Annotated in this window: 18 protein-coding genes; 4 read left to right on the top strand and 14 right to left on the bottom strand. The window is 63.7% G+C overall.

From position 1 onward, the window contains the following. The first annotated feature begins 42 nt into the window (after positions 1 to 42). Positions 43 to 795 carry a fumarylacetoacetate hydrolase family protein gene (locus tag QQS38_RS11800; protein WP_479645555.1) on the top strand — a complete coding sequence of 251 codons (753 nt, stop codon included), beginning with the start codon at positions 43 to 45 and terminating at the stop codon, positions 793 to 795. Here the strand turns inward: QQS38_RS11800 and mdcH are convergent. The 8 genes from mdcH to QQS38_RS11760 are packed head-to-tail and all read right to left on the bottom strand — an operon-like array spanning position 788 to position 7,981. Beyond that, complete coding sequence (mdcH, locus tag QQS38_RS11795) at positions 788 to 1,735, bottom strand: malonate decarboxylase subunit epsilon (protein ID WP_479645554.1); 948 nt, start codon at positions 1,733 to 1,735, stop codon at positions 788 to 790. The genes QQS38_RS11800 and mdcH overlap by 8 nt on opposite strands. After that, entirely contained in the window at positions 1,735 to 2,406 is a 672-nt protein-coding gene (locus QQS38_RS11790; RefSeq protein WP_479645553.1) for a malonate decarboxylase holo-ACP synthase, read from the bottom strand. Before QQS38_RS11790 ends, mdcH begins: the two co-directional genes overlap by 1 nt. 59 nt (positions 2,407 to 2,465) lie before the next feature. Beyond that, a complete protein-coding gene (gene mdcE, locus QQS38_RS11785; RefSeq protein WP_479645552.1) occupies positions 2,466 to 3,284 on the bottom strand; it encodes a biotin-independent malonate decarboxylase subunit gamma in 819 nt (272 codons plus the stop codon). Then, entirely contained in the window at positions 3,281 to 4,183 is a 903-nt protein-coding gene (locus QQS38_RS11780; protein WP_479645551.1) for a biotin-independent malonate decarboxylase subunit beta, read from the bottom strand. Before QQS38_RS11780 ends, mdcE begins: the two co-directional genes overlap by 4 nt. After that, positions 4,180 to 4,491: a malonate decarboxylase subunit delta gene (locus tag QQS38_RS11775; RefSeq protein WP_479645550.1), complete on the bottom strand. Its 312-nt coding sequence runs from the start codon at positions 4,489 to 4,491 to the stop codon at positions 4,180 to 4,182. Before QQS38_RS11775 ends, QQS38_RS11780 begins: the two co-directional genes overlap by 4 nt. Then, the gene (locus QQS38_RS11770) at positions 4,479 to 5,417 is read right to left on the bottom strand and encodes a triphosphoribosyl-dephospho-CoA synthase (RefSeq protein WP_479645549.1); all 939 of its coding nucleotides are present in this window, start codon (positions 5,415 to 5,417) and stop codon (positions 4,479 to 4,481) included. Before QQS38_RS11770 ends, QQS38_RS11775 begins: the two co-directional genes overlap by 13 nt. Before the next feature lie 3 nt (positions 5,418 to 5,420). Then, positions 5,421 to 7,082: a malonate decarboxylase subunit alpha gene (gene mdcA / locus QQS38_RS11765; protein WP_479645548.1), complete on the bottom strand. Its 1,662-nt coding sequence runs from the start codon at positions 7,080 to 7,082 to the stop codon at positions 5,421 to 5,423. A 44-nt stretch (positions 7,083 to 7,126) separates the two neighbouring features. Next, positions 7,127 to 7,981 (bottom strand): GntR family transcriptional regulator, encoded by an 855-nt coding sequence (locus tag QQS38_RS11760; protein ID WP_479645547.1) that lies wholly within the window; start codon positions 7,979 to 7,981, stop codon positions 7,127 to 7,129. 155 nt (positions 7,982 to 8,136) lie between these two features. Here QQS38_RS11760 and QQS38_RS11755 point away from each other — a divergent pair, with 155 nt between their 5' ends. Continuing rightward, positions 8,137 to 9,435 carry an MFS transporter gene (locus QQS38_RS11755; RefSeq protein ID WP_479645546.1) on the top strand — a complete coding sequence of 433 codons (1,299 nt, stop codon included), beginning with the start codon at positions 8,137 to 8,139 and terminating at the stop codon, positions 9,433 to 9,435. Positions 9,436 to 9,447: 12 nt separating this feature from the next. Here QQS38_RS11755 and QQS38_RS11750 read toward each other — a convergent pair whose 3' ends face one another. Then, positions 9,448 to 10,980 (bottom strand): SH3 domain-containing protein, encoded by a 1,533-nt coding sequence (locus QQS38_RS11750; RefSeq protein ID WP_479645545.1) that lies wholly within the window; start codon positions 10,978 to 10,980, stop codon positions 9,448 to 9,450. 65 nt (positions 10,981 to 11,045) lie between these two features. Beyond that, complete coding sequence (locus QQS38_RS11745) at positions 11,046 to 11,945, bottom strand: ATP adenylyltransferase family protein (protein ID WP_479645544.1); 900 nt, start codon at positions 11,943 to 11,945, stop codon at positions 11,046 to 11,048. 245 nt (positions 11,946 to 12,190) lie between these two features. Between QQS38_RS11745 and QQS38_RS11740 the strand changes: the two genes are divergently transcribed. Together QQS38_RS11740 and QQS38_RS11735 are read left to right on the top strand one after the other, a co-directional pair. After that, positions 12,191 to 12,637: an Hsp20/alpha crystallin family protein gene (locus QQS38_RS11740; protein WP_479645543.1), complete on the top strand. Its 447-nt coding sequence runs from the start codon at positions 12,191 to 12,193 to the stop codon at positions 12,635 to 12,637. A 42-nt stretch (positions 12,638 to 12,679) separates the two neighbouring features. Then, positions 12,680 to 13,081, top strand: a complete 402-nt coding sequence (locus QQS38_RS11735) for an Hsp20/alpha crystallin family protein (RefSeq protein ID WP_479645542.1) — start codon at positions 12,680 to 12,682, stop codon at positions 13,079 to 13,081. Positions 13,082 to 13,252: 171 nt separating this feature from the next. Here QQS38_RS11735 and QQS38_RS11730 read toward each other — a convergent pair whose 3' ends face one another. From QQS38_RS11730 to QQS38_RS11715, 4 genes are all read right to left on the bottom strand, one after another. Next, a complete protein-coding gene (locus tag QQS38_RS11730) occupies positions 13,253 to 13,531 on the bottom strand; it encodes a hypothetical protein (protein ID WP_479645541.1) in 279 nt (92 codons plus the stop codon). 98 nt (positions 13,532 to 13,629) lie between these two features. After that, positions 13,630 to 14,598, bottom strand: a complete 969-nt coding sequence (locus tag QQS38_RS11725) for a type II secretion system F family protein (RefSeq protein WP_479645540.1) — start codon at positions 14,596 to 14,598, stop codon at positions 13,630 to 13,632. Between the two features lie 41 nt (positions 14,599 to 14,639). Continuing rightward, the gene (locus QQS38_RS11720) at positions 14,640 to 15,617 is read right to left on the bottom strand and encodes a type II secretion system F family protein (RefSeq protein WP_479645539.1); all 978 of its coding nucleotides are present in this window, start codon (positions 15,615 to 15,617) and stop codon (positions 14,640 to 14,642) included. Between the two features lie 48 nt (positions 15,618 to 15,665). Then, positions 15,666 to 17,033, bottom strand: a complete 1,368-nt coding sequence (locus QQS38_RS11715; RefSeq protein ID WP_479645538.1) for a CpaF family protein — start codon at positions 17,031 to 17,033, stop codon at positions 15,666 to 15,668. Positions 17,034 to 17,037 lie beyond the last annotated feature (4 nt).

The following is a 17,037-nucleotide window of genomic DNA, read 5'->3' as shown; positions in this document are numbered from 1 at the left end:
GCGTTTATCCGGTCGCCCGAACGATAACTAGGGAGAGACAACATGGCCCGGACCCAAGAACTTGCTTCGCGTTTATTGCAGGCCAGACGAACGCACACGCTCATCGATCCCGAGTCGCTCGGCTCCTGCAAACCGGAAAGCGTCGACGAGGCCTTGCTCGTGCAGCAACTCGTGCTCGACGAATTGGGTGGCTGCGCGGGCTATAAGATCGGCGCCGGATCTCCGACGGCCGTGCCGCAATTTGCGCCGCTGCCGGCAACCCGGGTATTTGGCGCGGCTACGGGCTTGCGTCGCGGCGACTATGCGCAGCTTGGTTTGGAGCTCGAAATCGCGTTCAGCTTTGCGAGCGACGTGGACCGTTCGTCGGCTGAGCAGGCGGAGGAGGTAATCGACGCCATCGACACGATGTCGGTCGTCGTCGAAGTGGTGGATAGCCGCTTCGAGAGCTGGCCAAACGTAGACCCGCTGCTGCAATTGGCCGATTTGCAGAACAACGGCGCACTCGTGATAGGCGATACGCGGCCGTACGACCGCAACTTCGATTTCAGTGCGCCGCGCCTCGATTTTTACTGGGACAACCATGAAATTTTTCGAGGCAGGGCAAAGCACCCAGCGGGCGATCCACGGCGCTTGGTTGCCTGGCTCGTCGCGCGCACGCTAGAGACGGGGCATTCGATTCCGGCGCGGACCATGTTGACGACGGGTTCGTATACGCCGTTTTATATTGCGTCGGGGCCCGGCATCGTTCGAGGAACCGTCGAGGGTTTCGGGAAAATCGAGTTCGAGATCAAGTAGACGGGCTGTGTTTGTCCATCAGTCGCCGCTCGATCACGGCGACCAAGCGATCGTCCGCGAACGACGCTGCCGCCAGCGCCGGGATTTCGGGGTACGCCGCCCGCGCGATGTCCGTCAGCACTTGGCCTGGCGGCGCTTCGACGAGAAGCGTCGCGCCGCGTTCCACGAGCGCCGTGAGCGCGTCGAACCAGCGCACGGTGTAGCGCATGTTGGTGGCGAGGTCGTCGCGGATATCGGCGGGCCGATACAGCGCGCGGGCGCGCCGGTTGCCGATGTACACGGACGCCGGGCTGCGGAACGCGACATCGGCGGCATAGGCGACGAGCGCATCCGATGCTTCGCGCAGTAATTCGCAGTGCGAAGGCACGCTGACCATGAGCCGCTTTGCTCGATGCGCGCCGGCGGCGGTGGCGTACGCATTGAACGCATCGAGCGCCGCGATCGAACCCGCAACGACGATCTGACGCGGTGCGTTGACGTTGGCGATGTAGACCTGCGCGTTCGACGAACGCGCCAAGGTATCGGCCAGCGCTTCGACTTGCGCTTCGGTCAACCCTTCGATTGCCGACAAACCATATCCGCTCGGATACGCCCGCTCCATCAACTCGGCCCGCATTCGCACCATGTGCAAGGCATCGGCGAAGGATAGCGCGCCGCTTCCCACCGCGGCGGCGTAGGCGCCGACCGACAGCCCGGCGTGAGCGTGCGCCGCTATGCCGGCGTTGGCGAGCCGCCGTTGCACTGCAACCCCGGCCACGACGAGCGTGATCTGCACGGCGATGCTCGAGCGCAGAGCTTCGGCCGTATCCAGTCGACGAACGTCGAGGGCCAGGATATCCGATGCTTCATCCAGCGTTGCGGCTACAGCGGCGTGGGGCGGCAGCCGATGCAAGAACCCTGGGCTCTGCGCGCCTTGGCCGGGATAGAGCAGCGCAAACATCAGCGTTGCACCTCGTCATATGGTCCGGGCATAAACCAAGGGTCTGCGACGAGACTCGGGCCGCGGATCGAGCGCACCATCACGCGCGGCTTGTGGTCGGCCCATTCGTCGAGCGCGACGCCTCCGGCGGGCGTTTCGAGCTGCGTATCGATGCGCACGCCGAAGGCAGCTTCCACGGTGGACAAACGCGTGCGCAGCGTCCGTGCGCTCGCGCGTGGCAACGGCCTCGGCATCCGGACTAGCAAGTCGAGATCGCTGGTATCGGAGACGACGGGGTGCTCCGTCGCCAGTTCGAAGCCGACGCTGCCGGTCGGCCCCCAAGTGAGTGCATCGAGCCAGCCCTCCTGGGCGAGGGCATCGAGCGCTTGGAACGCGCCGAGCGTGCGCCGCTCCGGGTGCCGGGTGCGATCTAGGAGATGCTCCGGCGAGCACGCCGCTGCAATCGAATCGAGTGCGACGAAAGCGCCGTATCGTTGCGCCCGCGACGGCCCGCGAAAACCCACGGCGACGAAACCGGGCGGCGCTTCGGCCCGTCTGACGACGGCATAAGGCGCATCGGCGAAAGCATGGCTTAGCCAAGGGGGCGTGTCGCTCATCGCCGGCAGGGTACGCAGCCGAAGCAGGTCATGTGCTTCGTACTGCTTACCCGTTACGAAGGTGTCCATTTTCATCTGCGGCCCACCGTGCCTTGTATTGCCCACCGCTGCATCGACTTCGCCCCGCACATCGCTCAAGCAGCGTCCCATTGCAAGGCCAGCCGGCGTCTAACCTCGATCGAAGCCGCGCGAGTGGCGCGCGCGGCTTCGGAGTCGAGCCGGTGCGACAGATCGGCTGCATCGGCTCGGGCCGAGAGCGCCGCGTCCGCGAGCGCGCGGTGCACGCGCGCAATCTGCTCTTGCGTGGGCGCATCTGCGTCGACCTCTTCGATCAGATGATCGAGCAAACCGAGCTTCGCAAAGCCGGTGAGCGAATACGACATCGGTGTGATCGTTTCGCCGAGTGCATCGAGCGCTTCGACGCAGCGGCGTGTGACGCGCGCGGCGGCTTCCTTGCCCATCGCATGAACCATCGTCCCCGGTGCATCGAGCGCTAGAATGCGGTTGGCTTGATAGCCGTGGGCGAGAAACGCGCCCGACATCGCCGGTCCGACGATCAGCGCGACGACGGGGTGGCCCGCGAGCCTTGCGCAAGCATAGGCGTCGACCGCCGCGGCGCACGCGAGATGAATGCCCAGCATTTCTTCGCGATAACCGTATGCTTGGCTTTTTACGTCGACGATGGCGACGATCGGGCGCCGGCGCGGAGCGTGCGCATCGGCCTCGACGACCGCGCGCACGGTTTGCGCGAGCCGCCAGCCTTGTTCCAGCCCGACCACATTGTCGCGGGCGCGAGCAAACCGGTTCACGGGGTCCGGCACCACAGCGATGAAGCGCGCCGGGTCATCGCCGAGCGGCGCATCGGCATGCCAGATCGGCCCTGCGCCGCTCGGCTCGCCCGCAAGCGCGCGCAGCCAGCGCTGGCCACGGGAGAGTGCCGTGGTATCGTTCATTCGGACTCCTTAGTATCTGCGCTTCGGTTGCGATCCCCGCATGAGATATCGCCGAACACGGACCTCATCGATTCCGGCGTGACCGTATCGGGATCGATTTGCGAGAGCAGCGACAGGTAATGATCGACCGCCTCGCTCCGATGTACCAGGGGCACACCCGCCGAGAAGCACTCTCGAACCGCGGCGCAGACTGCGCCGACATCGTCGTCGACGAGGCGGTCGGCAAGGCCCGATGCGGCGCGCTGCTCGCCGCCGATCAATTGCCATATGCGACGGCGGTCGCTGGCGTCGAGCTCCTCGATGCCAGCCTCTTGCTCGATGACTTCCGGCCCGTTCATGCCCAACCGCCCTTGGCGCGTCATGATCAACCGCGAACACAGGGCCGCGGCCAGCGACATGCCGCCGAAGCATCCCACCATGCCGGCGATCACGCCCACGACCGGGACGTGCCGGCGCAGTGCGACGATCGCGGCTTGGATCTCGGCGATGACCGCAAGCCCGAGGTTCGCTTCCTGCAAGCGCACGCCGCCGGTCTCGAACACGATGATGGGGCGCACGGTGCGACCGCGCTCGCAGTCGCGCAACGCGAGTTCCAGCGCGCCTGCGATTTTGCTGCCCGAGACCTCTCCGATGCTGCCGCCCTGAAACGCGGATTCGATCGCCGCGACGACCGCCGGCTCGCCGTCGATGCTTCCACGCGCGATGATCGCGCCGTCGTCGGCTTGGCAGACGATGCCCTGCAGCGGTAGCCAAGGCGAGGTGAGGCGATCGAACGGGCCCAGCAGTTCGCGAAACGTGCCCGTGTCCAGGAGACGCCGCGCTCGCTCGCGTGCGGTCAGTTCGATGAAGCTTTCGCGTGCCGCGAAGCTCGGCGTGGCCGCTTCGAACGCAGCGTTCATGCGTTCTCTCCCTGTGCGCCTTGTGCGGCTTCGACGGCCTCGGCCAGCCGCAATGCAACCACGCCGGGCGTCGCGCCGAAATCGTTGATTTCGATCTGCGCCGCACCGTCGTAGCGCGAGAAGAACCGATCCAGCACGCTTTTCCAAATATGGCCGTAACCGTCGACGCTCGTGTTGACGACGACCCGGGCCTGCATCGCATCGTTCGGCGCAAGCAGCACTTCGAGGTCGCCCGAGCCCACCACGCCCACATGCGCGCGCGCGGACACTATGCTGCGCGCAGGGTAATCGAACGTCAGATGCTCCATGATGATGTCCTCCCGCCGGCGCCGTGCTGCGCCAGCTTGTCCATGAAAAGGGTGGCCGCGAGCAAATCGGCGGCGCCGCCCGGCGACGCATTGAGCGACAGCAGGCGCGCTTCGAGCCGTTCGAGCGCGGCGCGGCCGCGCGCGGTGGCGCAACCGCCGAGCGCCAGCACTTCATGCGCCCCCGCTTTCGCAGCCGAGAGCGCGGGCGGCCCGGCGCGATGCAAAAGACAGGTGTCGTCGAGCGAGGTCATGATGGCGAGCAGGGCGTCGATGCGTGCGGCGTTTTCGCCGATGCCACGATCTCTTGCCGCGCGAAGCGCGGGCAGACCAATGCGCACGACATGGGGAAACCCTTCCTGCGCTTCCCGTCGCGCCCCCCCGACGCCGTAGCGAGCACGTACGCGCGAGCCGTTGCTATCGACGACCGGCGCACCATGATCGGGAAAGCAGGCGATCTGCGCGGCGGTGGCGCAGATCGACCGTGCAACGTCCGGCTGGGGCCGCGTGGGTGCGCCGATGTCGCAGATCGTTGCGCCCGAAACCAACAGTCCGACGATCCAAATCGCGCCGCGGTGAGCGTTGCTGCCTTGCGTCGCTTCCATCATTGCGCCTTCGCCTTCGCGGCCGATGGCGGCCAATCGCGCTCGCAACAGCGCCGACGGCCGCATGCCCGCCGATGCGCGAGCGAGTGCGGCAAAAGTCGGTTCCAGCGAGTAAGCCGAGCGTTCCATCAAGGCAAGATCGAGATCGCGATGGGCGCCGCTGCCGCGCCGATCGACGAGCGCGGGCTTGGGCGTCAGCCGCGCTTCTTCGAGCAGCGCATGGGTGGCAACACGCGCGAGCCACGCGGCGGCATCGTCGCCGCGTAACGTCGGGTTCGCCCCTCGGCTGCGCCGATTCACCAGACGAACTGCCGTCGCGGGCATCGCTCACCAGCTCCTAAAGCGCGCCGGCGGCGCATACAGGCCGCCGGACCAAGCCACGAGATCGTCGATGCTGCGTGCGGCCAGCAATGCGCGCTTGGCTTGAGCGCGCCGAATGCCGAGGTCCTCCGGGTAGGCGACGATGCCGCGCCGCCGCAGTTCGGCCGTACGTTCGGGCTTCGCTCGCAGCCCGATCGGCGTCACGCCTGCCACGGCGGCAAGTGCCGCGCGCCGCTCGTCGATGCCCTCGGCCTTGTGCAGATAGGCGATGCCTTCCTCGGTCACGACGTGGCTGACATCGTCGCCGTAGATCATCACGGGTGCGATCGGCATCGCGCTCTTGGCGCCGACGGCGACCGCATCGAGCTCGTCGACGAACGTGGGTTCGCCGCCTTTTTTATAGGTTTCGGCCAGTTGAACGACGAGTTTGCGCCCGCGCGCGATGGGCCCGTCGGCGGCCTTGAGCAGCTTGAGCCAAGCTTCGCTCGCATGGCGACGCCCGCGCGGATCGTGCCCCATGTTCGGCGCGCCGCCGAAGCCGGCTAGCCGCCCGCGCGTCACCGTGGACGAATTGGCATCGGCATCGAGCTGCAGCGTGGAGCCGATGAAGAGATCGACGCCGTACTGGCCGGCCAATTGACACAGCACGCGATTGGAGCGGAGGCTGCCGTCGCGCCCGGTGAAAAACACGTCGGGACGCGCCGAGACATAGTCTTCCATGCCCACTTCGCTGCCGAAGCAATGAACGCTTTCCACCCACCCCGATTCGATCGCCGGAATCAGCGTGGGGTGCGGATTGAGCGTCCAGTTGCGGCAGATTTTCCCTTTCAATCCGAGTTCGGCGCCATACGTGGGCAGTATCAGTTCAATCGCGGCAGTATCGAACCCGATGCCATGGTTGAGCGAGGTCACGCCGTAGGGCGCGTAAATGCCGCGAATCACCATCATCGCGGTGAGCACCTGCAAGTCGCCGATGTGCCGCGGATCTCGGGTGAACAAGGGCTCGACCGCAAACGGGCGGTCCGCCTGGACCACCACGTCGACCCACGACGCGGGAATATCGACGCGCGGCAGGGTGTCGACGATTTCATTGACCTGAACGATGACGATGCCGTGGCGAAACGCTGCCGCTTCGGCGATCGTGGGCGTGTCTTCGGTGTTCGCCCCGGTATAAAGATTGCCGTGGCGATCGGCTTTTTCGGCGCACAGCAACGCGACTTGAGGCGTCAAGTCGACGAACATGCGTGCGTAGAGTTCGACGTAGGTATAGATCGAGCCGATTTCCAGCAGCCCATCTTCGAGCAGTTGAGCGACGCGCAGGCTTTGCGGCCCCGCGAAGGAGAAGTCGACCTTGTGCGCGATGCCGCGCTCGAACAGCGTCAAATGCTCGGGGCGGCTGATGCTGGAAATCAAGAGATGGATGCCGTTGACGATGTCGGGATCGACCCGGGCGAGCGAACGAGACAGGAAATCGGCCTGCTTTTGGTTGTCGCCCTCGAGCGCGACGCGATCGCCCGGACGGATCAGCGTTTGAAGCGCATCGACGATCCGCTCCGACGGCAGGATGCCATCTTCGAGCCAAGGCGCTACGGCAGCGAGGCGTCGCGCTTTTTCGTCACGCAATGTGGTCCACGTGCGCGGGACCGGGGGTTCGGCGGCGGGAATCATCGGGCGAAGCGGCTCCTAATACGTGAAACGACGGCGGACGAGATTCATCCGTTGTTGCGCCGCGAAGGCAGACGCTTCTTCGCTGCGATCATCGGCATGTGCTCCGATGCCTCGGCATCGTTGGCTGCCCTGGCTTGTTTGCTCGCGCCCTTACCAGCGCGCTTACCTCCTGCAGCGGGGGAGTGCGGCGCCTGCTCGCTGAGCAAGCGATAGAGCAAATCGCCGGTGCCGAGCAAGTGGTCGGAGATGAGCTTTTGCGCGGCGGCGATGTCCTTGCGCCTCACGAATCGCATGAGCTGGCCATGCTCGTGATCGGACACGCGTTTGTGCTCGGGCAACCCGAACTTCACTCGCAGGTAGCGTTCGCCGCGACGGTGCAAGGTGCCGATCATCTCGAGCAACTGCGGTCGCGCCGCCGGCGCGTAAAGGCTCATGTGAAACGCCTCGTTGCGAGCGACATAGAGCGCGGGATCGCGCTCGAGTTCCGCGGCTTCGTACAGCGATTGCGCCGCGCGCAAGGTCTCGCTCGTGTGGTTCGGAATGGCAAGCGTGAGCGCGAGACCTTCCAATGCGGCGCGGATCTCATAGATCTCGCGGGCCTCGTCCGCCGAAAGCGGGGCGACGGTGGCCCCCTTGTTCATCTCGGCCTTCGTCCAGCCTTCGCTTTCGAGCAGCCGCAGCGCTTCGCGCACCGGGATCGCACTGACCGAGAAATGCCGCGCCAAGGCGTCCTGGCGCAACGGCGCGCCGGGAGGCAGCCGGCCGTCGACGATAGCCGCGCGCAAGGCGTCGGCCACCATGCGCGAGGCGCTGGTGCGAGGGGCGACGGCTACCGCCGCAAGCGGCAGGCCTTCGGGAACCTCGATCTCTAGGGGAAAACGATTCGTTGCATCATCCATGGTGCTAGATATTATATACAAAATATTCGATAGGAAATGGGGCAAACCCGGGGTACATCGGGCCCTAGATGCAGACCTGGAGCCAGGCGCGGCAAAGGTGTCGCGCGCTTGCGCCGTCATCGTGGGTAGTTAAAACCGTTTCACCGGAGGAGTCGATGAGTTCAATGACAGACAGCGCGCGTTCGGCGCGACAGCGCACGCCGCTGAACCGCTCGCAAATAGCGGGATTTTGGGGTGCTTGGGCGGGCTGGACGCTCGACGGCATGGATTCGTTCATTTACGCGCTCGTGCTCACGCCGGCGCTGACCGAACTGTTGCCGCGTTCGGGGTTCGAGGCGAGCGCCGCGAACATCGGGCTTGCCGGTTCGATCCTGTTCGCGCTGTTTCTCGTGGGATGGGGCTTGTCCTTCATCTGGGGGCCGCTAGCCGATCGCTTCGGGCGCACCAAAGTATTGGCCGGCACGATCTTCACGTTCGCGATTTTCACGGGTCTTTCCGCGACTTCGCACAGTGTCTACGAGCTTGGCATTTACCGCTTTCTCGCCGGTGTGGGCATCGGCGGCGAATGGGCGCTGGCCGGCACCTATGTGGCCGAAGCGTGGCCCGAAGATCGCCGGAAGATGGGGGCCGGTTACTTGCAGACGGGCTATTACGCAGGCTTTTTCTTGGCTGCTGCGCTGAACTATACGATCGGCGTTCACTTCGGCTGGCGCGCGATGTTTTTGACGGGAGCGGTACCTGTCGTGATCGCGATTCTCATCCTGTTGCGCGTGAAGGAACCCGAGAAGTGGAAGCAATCGGAGGCGCGCGTGGTGCACGTGAAGCCGCTCGCGCAAATCCTCGGTCCCGGCTATCGTCGGCGCACCTGGGTGGCGTGTGCGTTGTTGACCATCGCAATCGTCGGTTTGTGGGCAGGCGCGGTGTACGAACCGTCGGCCGTGATTCAGCTCGCGATGAAGTCGGGCATGGATAAAGCCGGCGCGATCAAGACCGCATCGCTGGCGACGGGTTTGCTTTCGATCGGCACGATTCTCGGGTGTTTGGCGCTGCCGCCGCTCGCGGAACGCATCGGCCGAAAGAAGACGCTCGCGGTGTATTTCGCCGGCATGGCGGCTTCCATCATCGGCAGCTTCGGTTGGGCGTTCTACTTGCCGAACGGGTTGGCGCCGTTCATCGCTTGGCTGTTCGCGCTCGGATTCTTCGGCGGCAACTTCGCGCTATTCAGTTTGTGGCTGCCCGAGCAGTTCGAAACACGCGTGCGTGCGACCGCATTCGCGTTTTGCACCTCCTTCGGCCGCTTCATCGGGGCGGGGGTGAACTTCGTTTTGGGCGCGGCCGTGCTGCATACGCATACGCTTGGATTGCCGGTTGCGTTGACTGCCGGCGCGTTCGTGGTCGGGCTGTTCATTATTCCGTTCGCGCCCGAGACCAAGGGAGACGTGTTGCCGCAGTAGCCTGGCGAAGCCTCAGCTCGCCGGGTTTTCGTCGGTTGCCGGCGGCGCTGCGCCGCTTGGCATGCCGAGCACGCTCACTTGAAAGATGCGCGTTGCCGCAAGCGATTCGAGGCTGAGGTCTTCAGGGATCGTCAGCAGCAGCGGGAAGATGACCGATCCGCCGATCACGGCGCGACGGCTGTTGTCCGCCGGACGCAAGCCCCAAATGTCCTGATAGACGACGGGGACGGTATGACCGTCTCGCGTCGTATTCCCCAAATACAACATGACATGCCCGCCGATATAGATCAGCGTACGCATGGGCTTGCCGTTGCGAACCAAATACTCTAGCCGCTGAGCGGGTGAATTCAATGAAAGATCGGTCATGTCGCCCGCCGACATCTGCGCCGACGAATGCCGCGGCAGCCAGACGCCGAACGCGGCAAAGATGCTCTGCAATTCCGATGAGCAGTCGTTGTAGAAGTTCATGTTGCCCCAGCCGTAGGGGCGGCCGATCAGCGACTTCATCAGCAGGGCCAAATGCCGCGGCGTAGCGGCGATCGGCGCCTGTGCGGCCATCGTATCGGGCAACCGAGCTTCGCGTATTACCGCACGACCGTCGATACCTCGCGCGGGGACGAGTGCGGCAAGCTGCTGGTTCGACGCGGCGCTTCGTGGTTGCGCGAGCGGCAGCAACGTGCCCGCGGTCGCGTTGAATCGGAAGGTGGCGCTATCGTCTCGTACCGGCGAGCTCGCCGCGGTAACCACCACCCAACCACCGGAGCCGCGATGCGACCATGTCGATATGAACGCATCGTCGACAAAGCCGACGCCGCTAGACAGCACCCACCCTTGAACGTCCGGCGTTTGCACGTAGTCCCACGCGCCGTCGGCGCTCTGTCCGAGCACATACAGCGGCGTGCCGGGGCGCACGGACGAGATCTGCAGATTGTCGAACGGGTAGCCTTGTCCGGCCAGCCGGTGCGAATAGAACGACGGGTCCATCGTCGGCAATTCGCGCACGAGCAGCGCATCGGTTGCGATGGCGCGCGCGGCGGGGGTGTAGCGAGGCGCCGCCGCGAACTGCTGCAGGTTCATGTTGCGTTCGATATCGTCGAGCCACTCTTGTGTATGCGGCCGAAAGTTCTGACCGTAGCCGACCGCGCGGTTCGGCTTGCCTTCGTTGTCGTAACTGCCGATGCGCCGCAATTGGAGATCCACGATATCGGCCCCGCCCCCGCCGTAAAGCCGCCTGGCGATGAAGGCCGGATTCCACGGCGAAGGATCGCGCTCGTTCGTGCCGAAGTATCTCGCGAGGAACGCGTTCCAGTGGGCGTGTTGCTCGGCGGGGCTCAAGAAGGGCGTGTCGTAGCTCGGGCTGGCGGGATCGATCCAGTGGTCGACGTTCTGATCGTAGTGCGCCATCGGGAACAGCCCGATCGGATCGACCTCGGCGCGGCCGGTGCTCGGCGGGTTCGTGGAGCAGGCGGCAAGCGCCAGCACGAGCGCGGCCAGAGCGGCGCGCACGGGGAGTGCGGATCGAGTAGGCGCGGGATGGACGGACATGGGGCAAGGCACTCGACGAAGAAAGCGTGAGGCCAACATGATACGGCCTATTACCGGCTGCGCCGCTACGCGCTTCTTCGCCGCGGCAGGCCGACGCGGAGAAGCAGCGTCATCGGCCCGATTCGCCGCAGCGCAGCGAGTTGCTCCGCATCCTTGACGAAAAACGACCCCGCGAAACCTAGGGAATTGATCGAGATGCCTGCCGCAGCCTCGGACGAGCGCGGCACGAGGAGCATCCACTGCGGCGTTAGCAGCAGGTTGTACGGAGTGCGGTGATGCGCACGCCCGTCGACAGCCATGGCGCCTACTCCGACGACATCGAGCAGCATCCGATAACGATCGAGCGCCTGCGCCGCAGCTTGCTCGACCGGACCCGGCGTCAATCGCGCCAATGCATGTTCGAACGGAAAACCGGGCAAGGCGCCGATCGGGCCGTCGAACGTCGCGGCTTCGAGAAGCGGGGCAAGCGGCAATGACTGCCCGCATTCGCCGAGCGGCAACGGCACGACTTGCATATGCTTGTGCGGCTGACTTGCGCCGGCTTCGAGCCCGCCGTTGTAAAAGCCCAAGCCGTCGAACTCATTGAGGCAGGTAAACCATGCGACGAAATCGTCGAGATCGACGAGCGCCTGCTGCGGCTCGAACGCGCGTGTGACGATCAGGAGATGGTGCGGTAGGACATTGTATTTGTTTAGCAAGGCCACATGGGTGGCGGAAATATCGGCGACGAACAGATCGGGGTCGTACGGGAGAAAAGGGTCGACGAATGGCGTGGGGGCGGCCGTATCGACGCGCGGCTTGAAGATCAAACTCGAGACCTGCCGCACGACGAACCGCAAGCCGCTATCGTCGATCGCCGTTTGTACGGTTTCGACTGGCAGCAACGCGCCGCGGGCGAGGGCGCGCTCGGTGCGCGCGGTCAGGGCGGCCCATAGCGTGCCGGGTTGCAACGAAGGCAGTGGCATGGTTTTCTTCTACGGAAAGGTGAATGCCGAGATTGTCGCGCAAGTGGGGACGCTAGCGATCGATCGCCACCGGAATAACCCACGAAGCGGTGGGCGCGCTAGGCCTCACCCGGGGCCCCTCTGCCACTGCCGCACCACTGACGAGCCACCCTCTTGAAATCGTGCGAGGCGACGCTATTTTGGATGCGTAGACGGACAGCGCGGGACTTCATGCGGACGCGCCGAACAACTTGGAGGAACCCATCATGAGCGATTTTTTCTTCGGAAATTTGGGACCGGATCTGTTTCGCGAATTCAACCGGCTGCAGCAGCAAATGTCCACGCTCACTGCCGGCCTACCGGCGAGCCTGCGCGCAAGCCAAGGCGTGTTTCCAGCGATCAATATCGGCGCTACGGACGAGTCGATCGAGATCGTGGTCTTTGTGCCCGGCATCGATCCCGCTGGGCTGGATGTTTCCATCGATAAGGGTTTGCTGACGATCGCCGGAGAGCGCAAACGGCCTGAGGCCGCGACTCTCGACGATGCGCGTTCGTACGCGAGAGAACGCTTCGCCGGTGCGTTCCGGCGCGTGGTCGAGCTACCGCCGACCGCGAACCCGGACGACGTGCAGGCGAAGTACAGTGACGGTTGTCTGTCGATTCGCATCGGCAAGCACGAATCTTCGAAGCCGCGCAGCATCACGGTTCAGTAACCATTAATCAGTCATCCTAACGACTAGGCGAAGGAGTCTTCCATGAGCAGCGAAACCGATCTGGCACCCCGCGAAGCGGGGACATTGGCCCAGCGCGATACGCCGGCCCGGCGCGCCGCGCTCCTTCCGGCCGTCGACATTGTCGAGGACGAGACCGGTGTGACGGTTTGGGCGGACTTGCCCGGCGTGCCGAAGGACAAGCTCGAAGTCAAAGTCCATGACGGACACTTGTCGATCGAGGCGGAGGCCGTCGTGCCGACGCCGGCCGGCCTGAGCGTGACCCATGTCGAGGTACGCGCGCCGCGCTACGAGCGGGCGTTCTCGATCAGTTCGGACTTGGATACCGGCCGGGTCGATGCGAGCCTGCAAGATGGTGTGCTAACCCTGCGCATCCCGCGCCGCGATGCGGCACTGCCGCGCCGCATCGAGGTCAAAGCGGGCTGAGAAGGACGCTGCGACGCGGTGCGAAACCCGCTTGCCGCCCGCGTTGCAGGCGGCGGCAAGCGGCCGAGCTGACGGCCGGCGCCGGGCCTGGGGAGAGCAGCGGGATGAGGCGACAGCGCATGCCGCACGAATGTCTTGCCGCCCTCCCGGGCAGCCGCCCAGGATTAAAACCTATTCACCGAAGAGGCTCCGGATATCCTTCCCCTCGTCGGCGTCGGACAAGTTGTATTCCGCTCGCACGGCCGTCAGCACTTCGTCGACGAATCGCTCATACCCAACCGCATTGCCGAAGTGCTTCATCGTCCAATTGCAGCCGGTTGTGTCTGGCTGCTGTTTTTGCGGACGCGGCACGCGAATCTTAACGCCGTCCTCGACGATTTCATGAGCGCGATGGATGCGGCGGCTCACTTTCTCTTGCAACTGCGAAGCGTTGCGCATTTTGCGGGTCATGTCGAGTTCCTCGTTAAAGTTGCACGACAGTCTACGATACGCCGCCCCGCTCGGGATGATGGACGCGGCGCTCCCGCGCCGTATCCATGGGAACATGCTCAAATGCTCCCGCTGTTCATGATCGGCAAGAGAACCCTGTAGACCTGAATGACCGCAGGTCCCAGCAACACGATGAACATCGCGGGAAAGATGCAGAAACAGAGCGGAAGCAGCAATTTCAAGGCAATTTTCGCCGCCTGTTCCTCGGCGCGCATCCGTCGGCGCGTGCGCAGCGTTTCGGAAAGCACGCGCAGCGAGTCGCCGATACTCGTGCCAAAGCGTTCAGCCTGGATGAGCATCGTGCTGAACGATTCGATGTCTTCGACGCCCGTGCGCAAAGAGAGGTTCCGCAGCGCCTGTTCTTTCGAAAAGCCAGAGCGCAATTCGAGCAGCATCAATTGGAGCTCACTGGCCACCACAGGGCTGCGTAGCTTGATTTCCTCGGCCACCTTCACCAATGCGGCGTCCAGGCCCAGGCCGGCCTCGACGCAGACGGTCAGCAGGTCGATCGCATCGGGAAAATCCTCGAAGATCGTGCGCTTGCGCGCAGCCACGCGGCGCTTGAGCACGCCGTTCGGCAGGTAGTAGCCGAATGCGCCCATCAAGATCAAGATTCCGCTCAGTTCGGTCGGATTGGTCGAGACAGAGCTCGTGGCAAGCCACGGCAACGCGATGAGCGGCAGCGCCAGAGCAAGCGCGGTCTTGGCCGCGAAATAGACGGCGGCAGCGTGAGGCGACCGCCAGCCCGCATTCATGAGTTGCAGCCGCAAGGCTGACTTCTCCCAGTTCTCTTTGGGAATTGACAGCTTCGCGATCGGCTGTGATATATCCGCAATCCTTTCAAGCCAGGCAGAGCCGATCGATTCGGGTTCGGACGGCAGTTTGACTTGTGGCCCCCCGCCAGCCTGCTCGATGCGCCGGCGCATGTCGCGCGGTGCGAACAAGACCATCGCGCCGAATGCTCCCGCGAACACGATGACGAACAGACCGGCCAGCAAAACCATGTTTACCGTATTGGGCGATTCCATGACACCCCCGTATAGCAGCATCGCGACGAGTGCTCGCGCACTCACACGCGGATTTTAATGATGTTGCGCATCCACATCACGCCCGTCACCATGATGACCGCCATCCCCGCGAGCATTTTCTGGCCGAGCGGATCCTCCCAAAGCACCGGAAGGAACTTCGGGTTGAAGATCATGACCGCCGCGCCCGTCACGAACGGAAGCAGACACAGCACCCATGCGGACAATTTGCCTTCTGCAGCCAGCACCCGGACCTTATCGAAGAGCTTGAACCGCTCACGGATCAGAAAACCAATTCCGTCGAGCACCTCCGCAAGGTTGCCGCCCGTTTCTCGCTGAATCAGAACGGCGATGACGAAATACCGTAAATCACGGATCGGCACTCGATTCGCGAGATTCAGCAAGGCCTCGTTGAGGGGCACACCGTAGTTGATTTCATCGAAGGTAATCCGGAATTCGCCGCCCATCGGCTCAGGGAACTCCGTGCTCACCATGCCGATGGCGCTCGCGAACGAGTGCCCGGCGCGCAGGGCACGGCTCATCGTATCGGCAACGTCGGGCAGTTGCTTTTCAAGCTTGTGCAGTCGCTTGTTGCGCAGGCGGATGATATTGAGGTACGGAAGGGCGCCCGCGAGCCCTGCGGCAATCGGCTCAACTGCCACCGGCACAGGCAAGAGTGCGGTTACGACGAAGGCGCAGAACGCCATGATCAGGCTCGTGGCGCACAACCGCGCGACGCTCGTTCGCGCCCCAGATTGCTGCAGCAGAAGTTCGAGCGACTTCACACGCGGCATCTGCAGCATCAATTTTTCAAAGAAGCTGCCCTCTTTCCGCATGTTGTCTTTGAGAATCGACAGGCGTTCCTTGTTCACGTGTCCGCCGGCGGACAACGCGCGGATGCGAGAGTCGATGCGGCGTGCCGCGGCGCCATGGCGGCTGTTCCACCATATGTAAATGGCTTCGAACGCTAGCACGACGGCGACGAACATCAAGACGATAAATGCGTAGAAGATCGAATCCATGCGAGTCTCCTGGGTTCCGTAGCTCAGACAGCGCCCCCGGCCGTCTTGCTAATTGGTTTCAAATCGGCGCGCCGGATCGTAGAGCTGATCTGGAAGATTGATCCCGAACGCCTGCAAGCGCTCGACGAATTTCGGCCGCACGCCGGTCGCGCAGAAATAGCCACGCACGTTTCCGTTCGGATCGACGCCGGTGCGCTTGAAGGCAAAAATCTCCTGCATGTTGATGACTTCGCCTTCCATTCCGGTCAGTTCCTGAATGCTGACGATCTTGCGTCGGCCGTCGTTGAGCCGCGTAGCCTGAATGACGACGTGAATCGCCGACGCAATTTGTTGACGCATCGTCTTCGGCGGAAGCGACATGCCGGCCATGTTGATCATGTTTTCGAGGCGGGTGAGGGCGTCGCGCGGAGTGTTCGCGTGGATCGTCGCAAGCGACCCTTCATGGCCGGTGTTCATTGCGGCGAGCATGTCCATGGCCTCGGCGCCGCGCACTTCGCCCAGAATGATTCGGTCCGGGCGCATCCGCAAGGCGTTGCGCACTAGTGTGCGCTGCGTGATCTCGCCGCGGCCCTCGATATTGGGAGGACGTGTCTCGAGCCTCGCCACATGAGGCTGGCGAAGCTGAAGTTCTGCCGCGTCCTCGATCGTGATGATGCGCTCATCGGCAGGGATGAAGCCCGAGAGAATATTGAGCAGCGTCGTCTTGCCGCTGCCCGTGCCGCCGGAAATGAGGATGTTGACCTTGGCTCGAGACAGAGCGTCAAGCAGGTCGGCCATGGGCGGCGTGAGCGTCTGCAATTCGATCAGATCCGACACCTGCAACGGATTGACGGCAAAGCGCCTGATCGACACGAGCGGCCCATCTACCGCGGAGGGCGGGATGATGGCGTTGACGCGTGATCCGTCGGGCAGGCGCGCATCGACCATCGGGCTTGACTCGTCGATGCGCCGCCCTACGCGCGACACGATCTTCTCGATCACCTTCATCAAGTGCGCATCGTCGTAAAACGTGACATCGGTCAGTTCGAGGCGGCCCTTGCGCTCGACATACGTTTGTTGAAACGTATTGACGAGTATGTCGGACACGCCCGGGTCGCGCAGTAGTACCTCGAGCGGACCGAAGCCGAACATTTCATCATAGACGTCGACGACGAGTTGCTTGCGCTCGAGATCGTTGGCGGGCGCTTTTTCCTCGTCGAGGATACGCATGATGAGCGTAGTCAGTTCCTGACGAACGAGATCGGGCGATAGACGCGAGATGCGTTCGAGTTCGACCCGTTCGAGCACCAATTGGTGGACCTCGCGCTTGAGTTTCTGGTATGGGCCGCGGGCCATGCCATTGTGCATGCTCCCCGCTGGATTGCGTTCGCTGAGCGGCTGCAGGAATTGACTGGAAATCTGTTCACGTAGCGACATGTTG

Source organism: Trinickia sp. Z7 (assembly GCF_056498045.1).
This window is presented reverse-complemented; position numbering and strand designations above follow the sequence as displayed.

Bases quoted from the DNA above. Each gene is read 5' to 3' on its own strand.
- mdcH (WP_479645554.1), bottom strand. From the start codon at position 1,735: ATGTTTGCGCTGCTCTATCCCGGCCAAGGCGCGCAGAGCCCAGGGTTC.
- QQS38_RS11745 (WP_479645544.1), bottom strand. From the start codon at position 11,945: ATGCCACTGCCTTCGTTGCAACCCGGCACGCTATGGGCCGCCCTGACC.
- QQS38_RS11790 (WP_479645553.1), bottom strand. From the start codon at position 2,406: ATGAAAATGGACACCTTCGTAACGGGTAAGCAGTACGAAGCACATGAC.
- QQS38_RS11750 (WP_479645545.1), bottom strand. From the start codon at position 10,980: ATGTCCGTCCATCCCGCGCCTACTCGATCCGCACTCCCCGTGCGCGCC.
- mdcE (WP_479645552.1), bottom strand. From the start codon at position 3,284: ATGAACGATACCACGGCACTCTCCCGTGGCCAGCGCTGGCTGCGCGCG.
- QQS38_RS11725 (WP_479645540.1), bottom strand. From the start codon at position 14,598: ATGGAATCGCCCAATACGGTAAACATGGTTTTGCTGGCCGGTCTGTTC.
- QQS38_RS11800 (WP_479645555.1), top strand. From the start codon at position 43: ATGGCCCGGACCCAAGAACTTGCTTCGCGTTTATTGCAGGCCAGACGA.
- QQS38_RS11755 (WP_479645546.1), top strand. From the start codon at position 8,137: ATGAGTTCAATGACAGACAGCGCGCGTTCGGCGCGACAGCGCACGCCG.
- QQS38_RS11760 (WP_479645547.1), bottom strand. From the start codon at position 7,981: ATGGATGATGCAACGAATCGTTTTCCCCTAGAGATCGAGGTTCCCGAA.
- mdcA (WP_479645548.1), bottom strand. From the start codon at position 7,082: ATGATTCCCGCCGCCGAACCCCCGGTCCCGCGCACGTGGACCACATTG.
- QQS38_RS11770 (WP_479645549.1), bottom strand. From the start codon at position 5,417: ATGCCCGCGACGGCAGTTCGTCTGGTGAATCGGCGCAGCCGAGGGGCG.
- QQS38_RS11715 (WP_479645538.1), bottom strand. From the start codon at position 17,033: ATGTCGCTACGTGAACAGATTTCCAGTCAATTCCTGCAGCCGCTCAGC.
- QQS38_RS11740 (WP_479645543.1), top strand. From the start codon at position 12,191: ATGAGCGATTTTTTCTTCGGAAATTTGGGACCGGATCTGTTTCGCGAA.
- QQS38_RS11720 (WP_479645539.1), bottom strand. From the start codon at position 15,617: ATGGATTCGATCTTCTACGCATTTATCGTCTTGATGTTCGTCGCCGTC.
- QQS38_RS11735 (WP_479645542.1), top strand. From the start codon at position 12,680: ATGAGCAGCGAAACCGATCTGGCACCCCGCGAAGCGGGGACATTGGCC.
- QQS38_RS11780 (WP_479645551.1), bottom strand. From the start codon at position 4,183: ATGAACGCTGCGTTCGAAGCGGCCACGCCGAGCTTCGCGGCACGCGAA.
- QQS38_RS11775 (WP_479645550.1), bottom strand. From the start codon at position 4,491: ATGGAGCATCTGACGTTCGATTACCCTGCGCGCAGCATAGTGTCCGCG.
- QQS38_RS11730 (WP_479645541.1), bottom strand. From the start codon at position 13,531: ATGACCCGCAAAATGCGCAACGCTTCGCAGTTGCAAGAGAAAGTGAGC.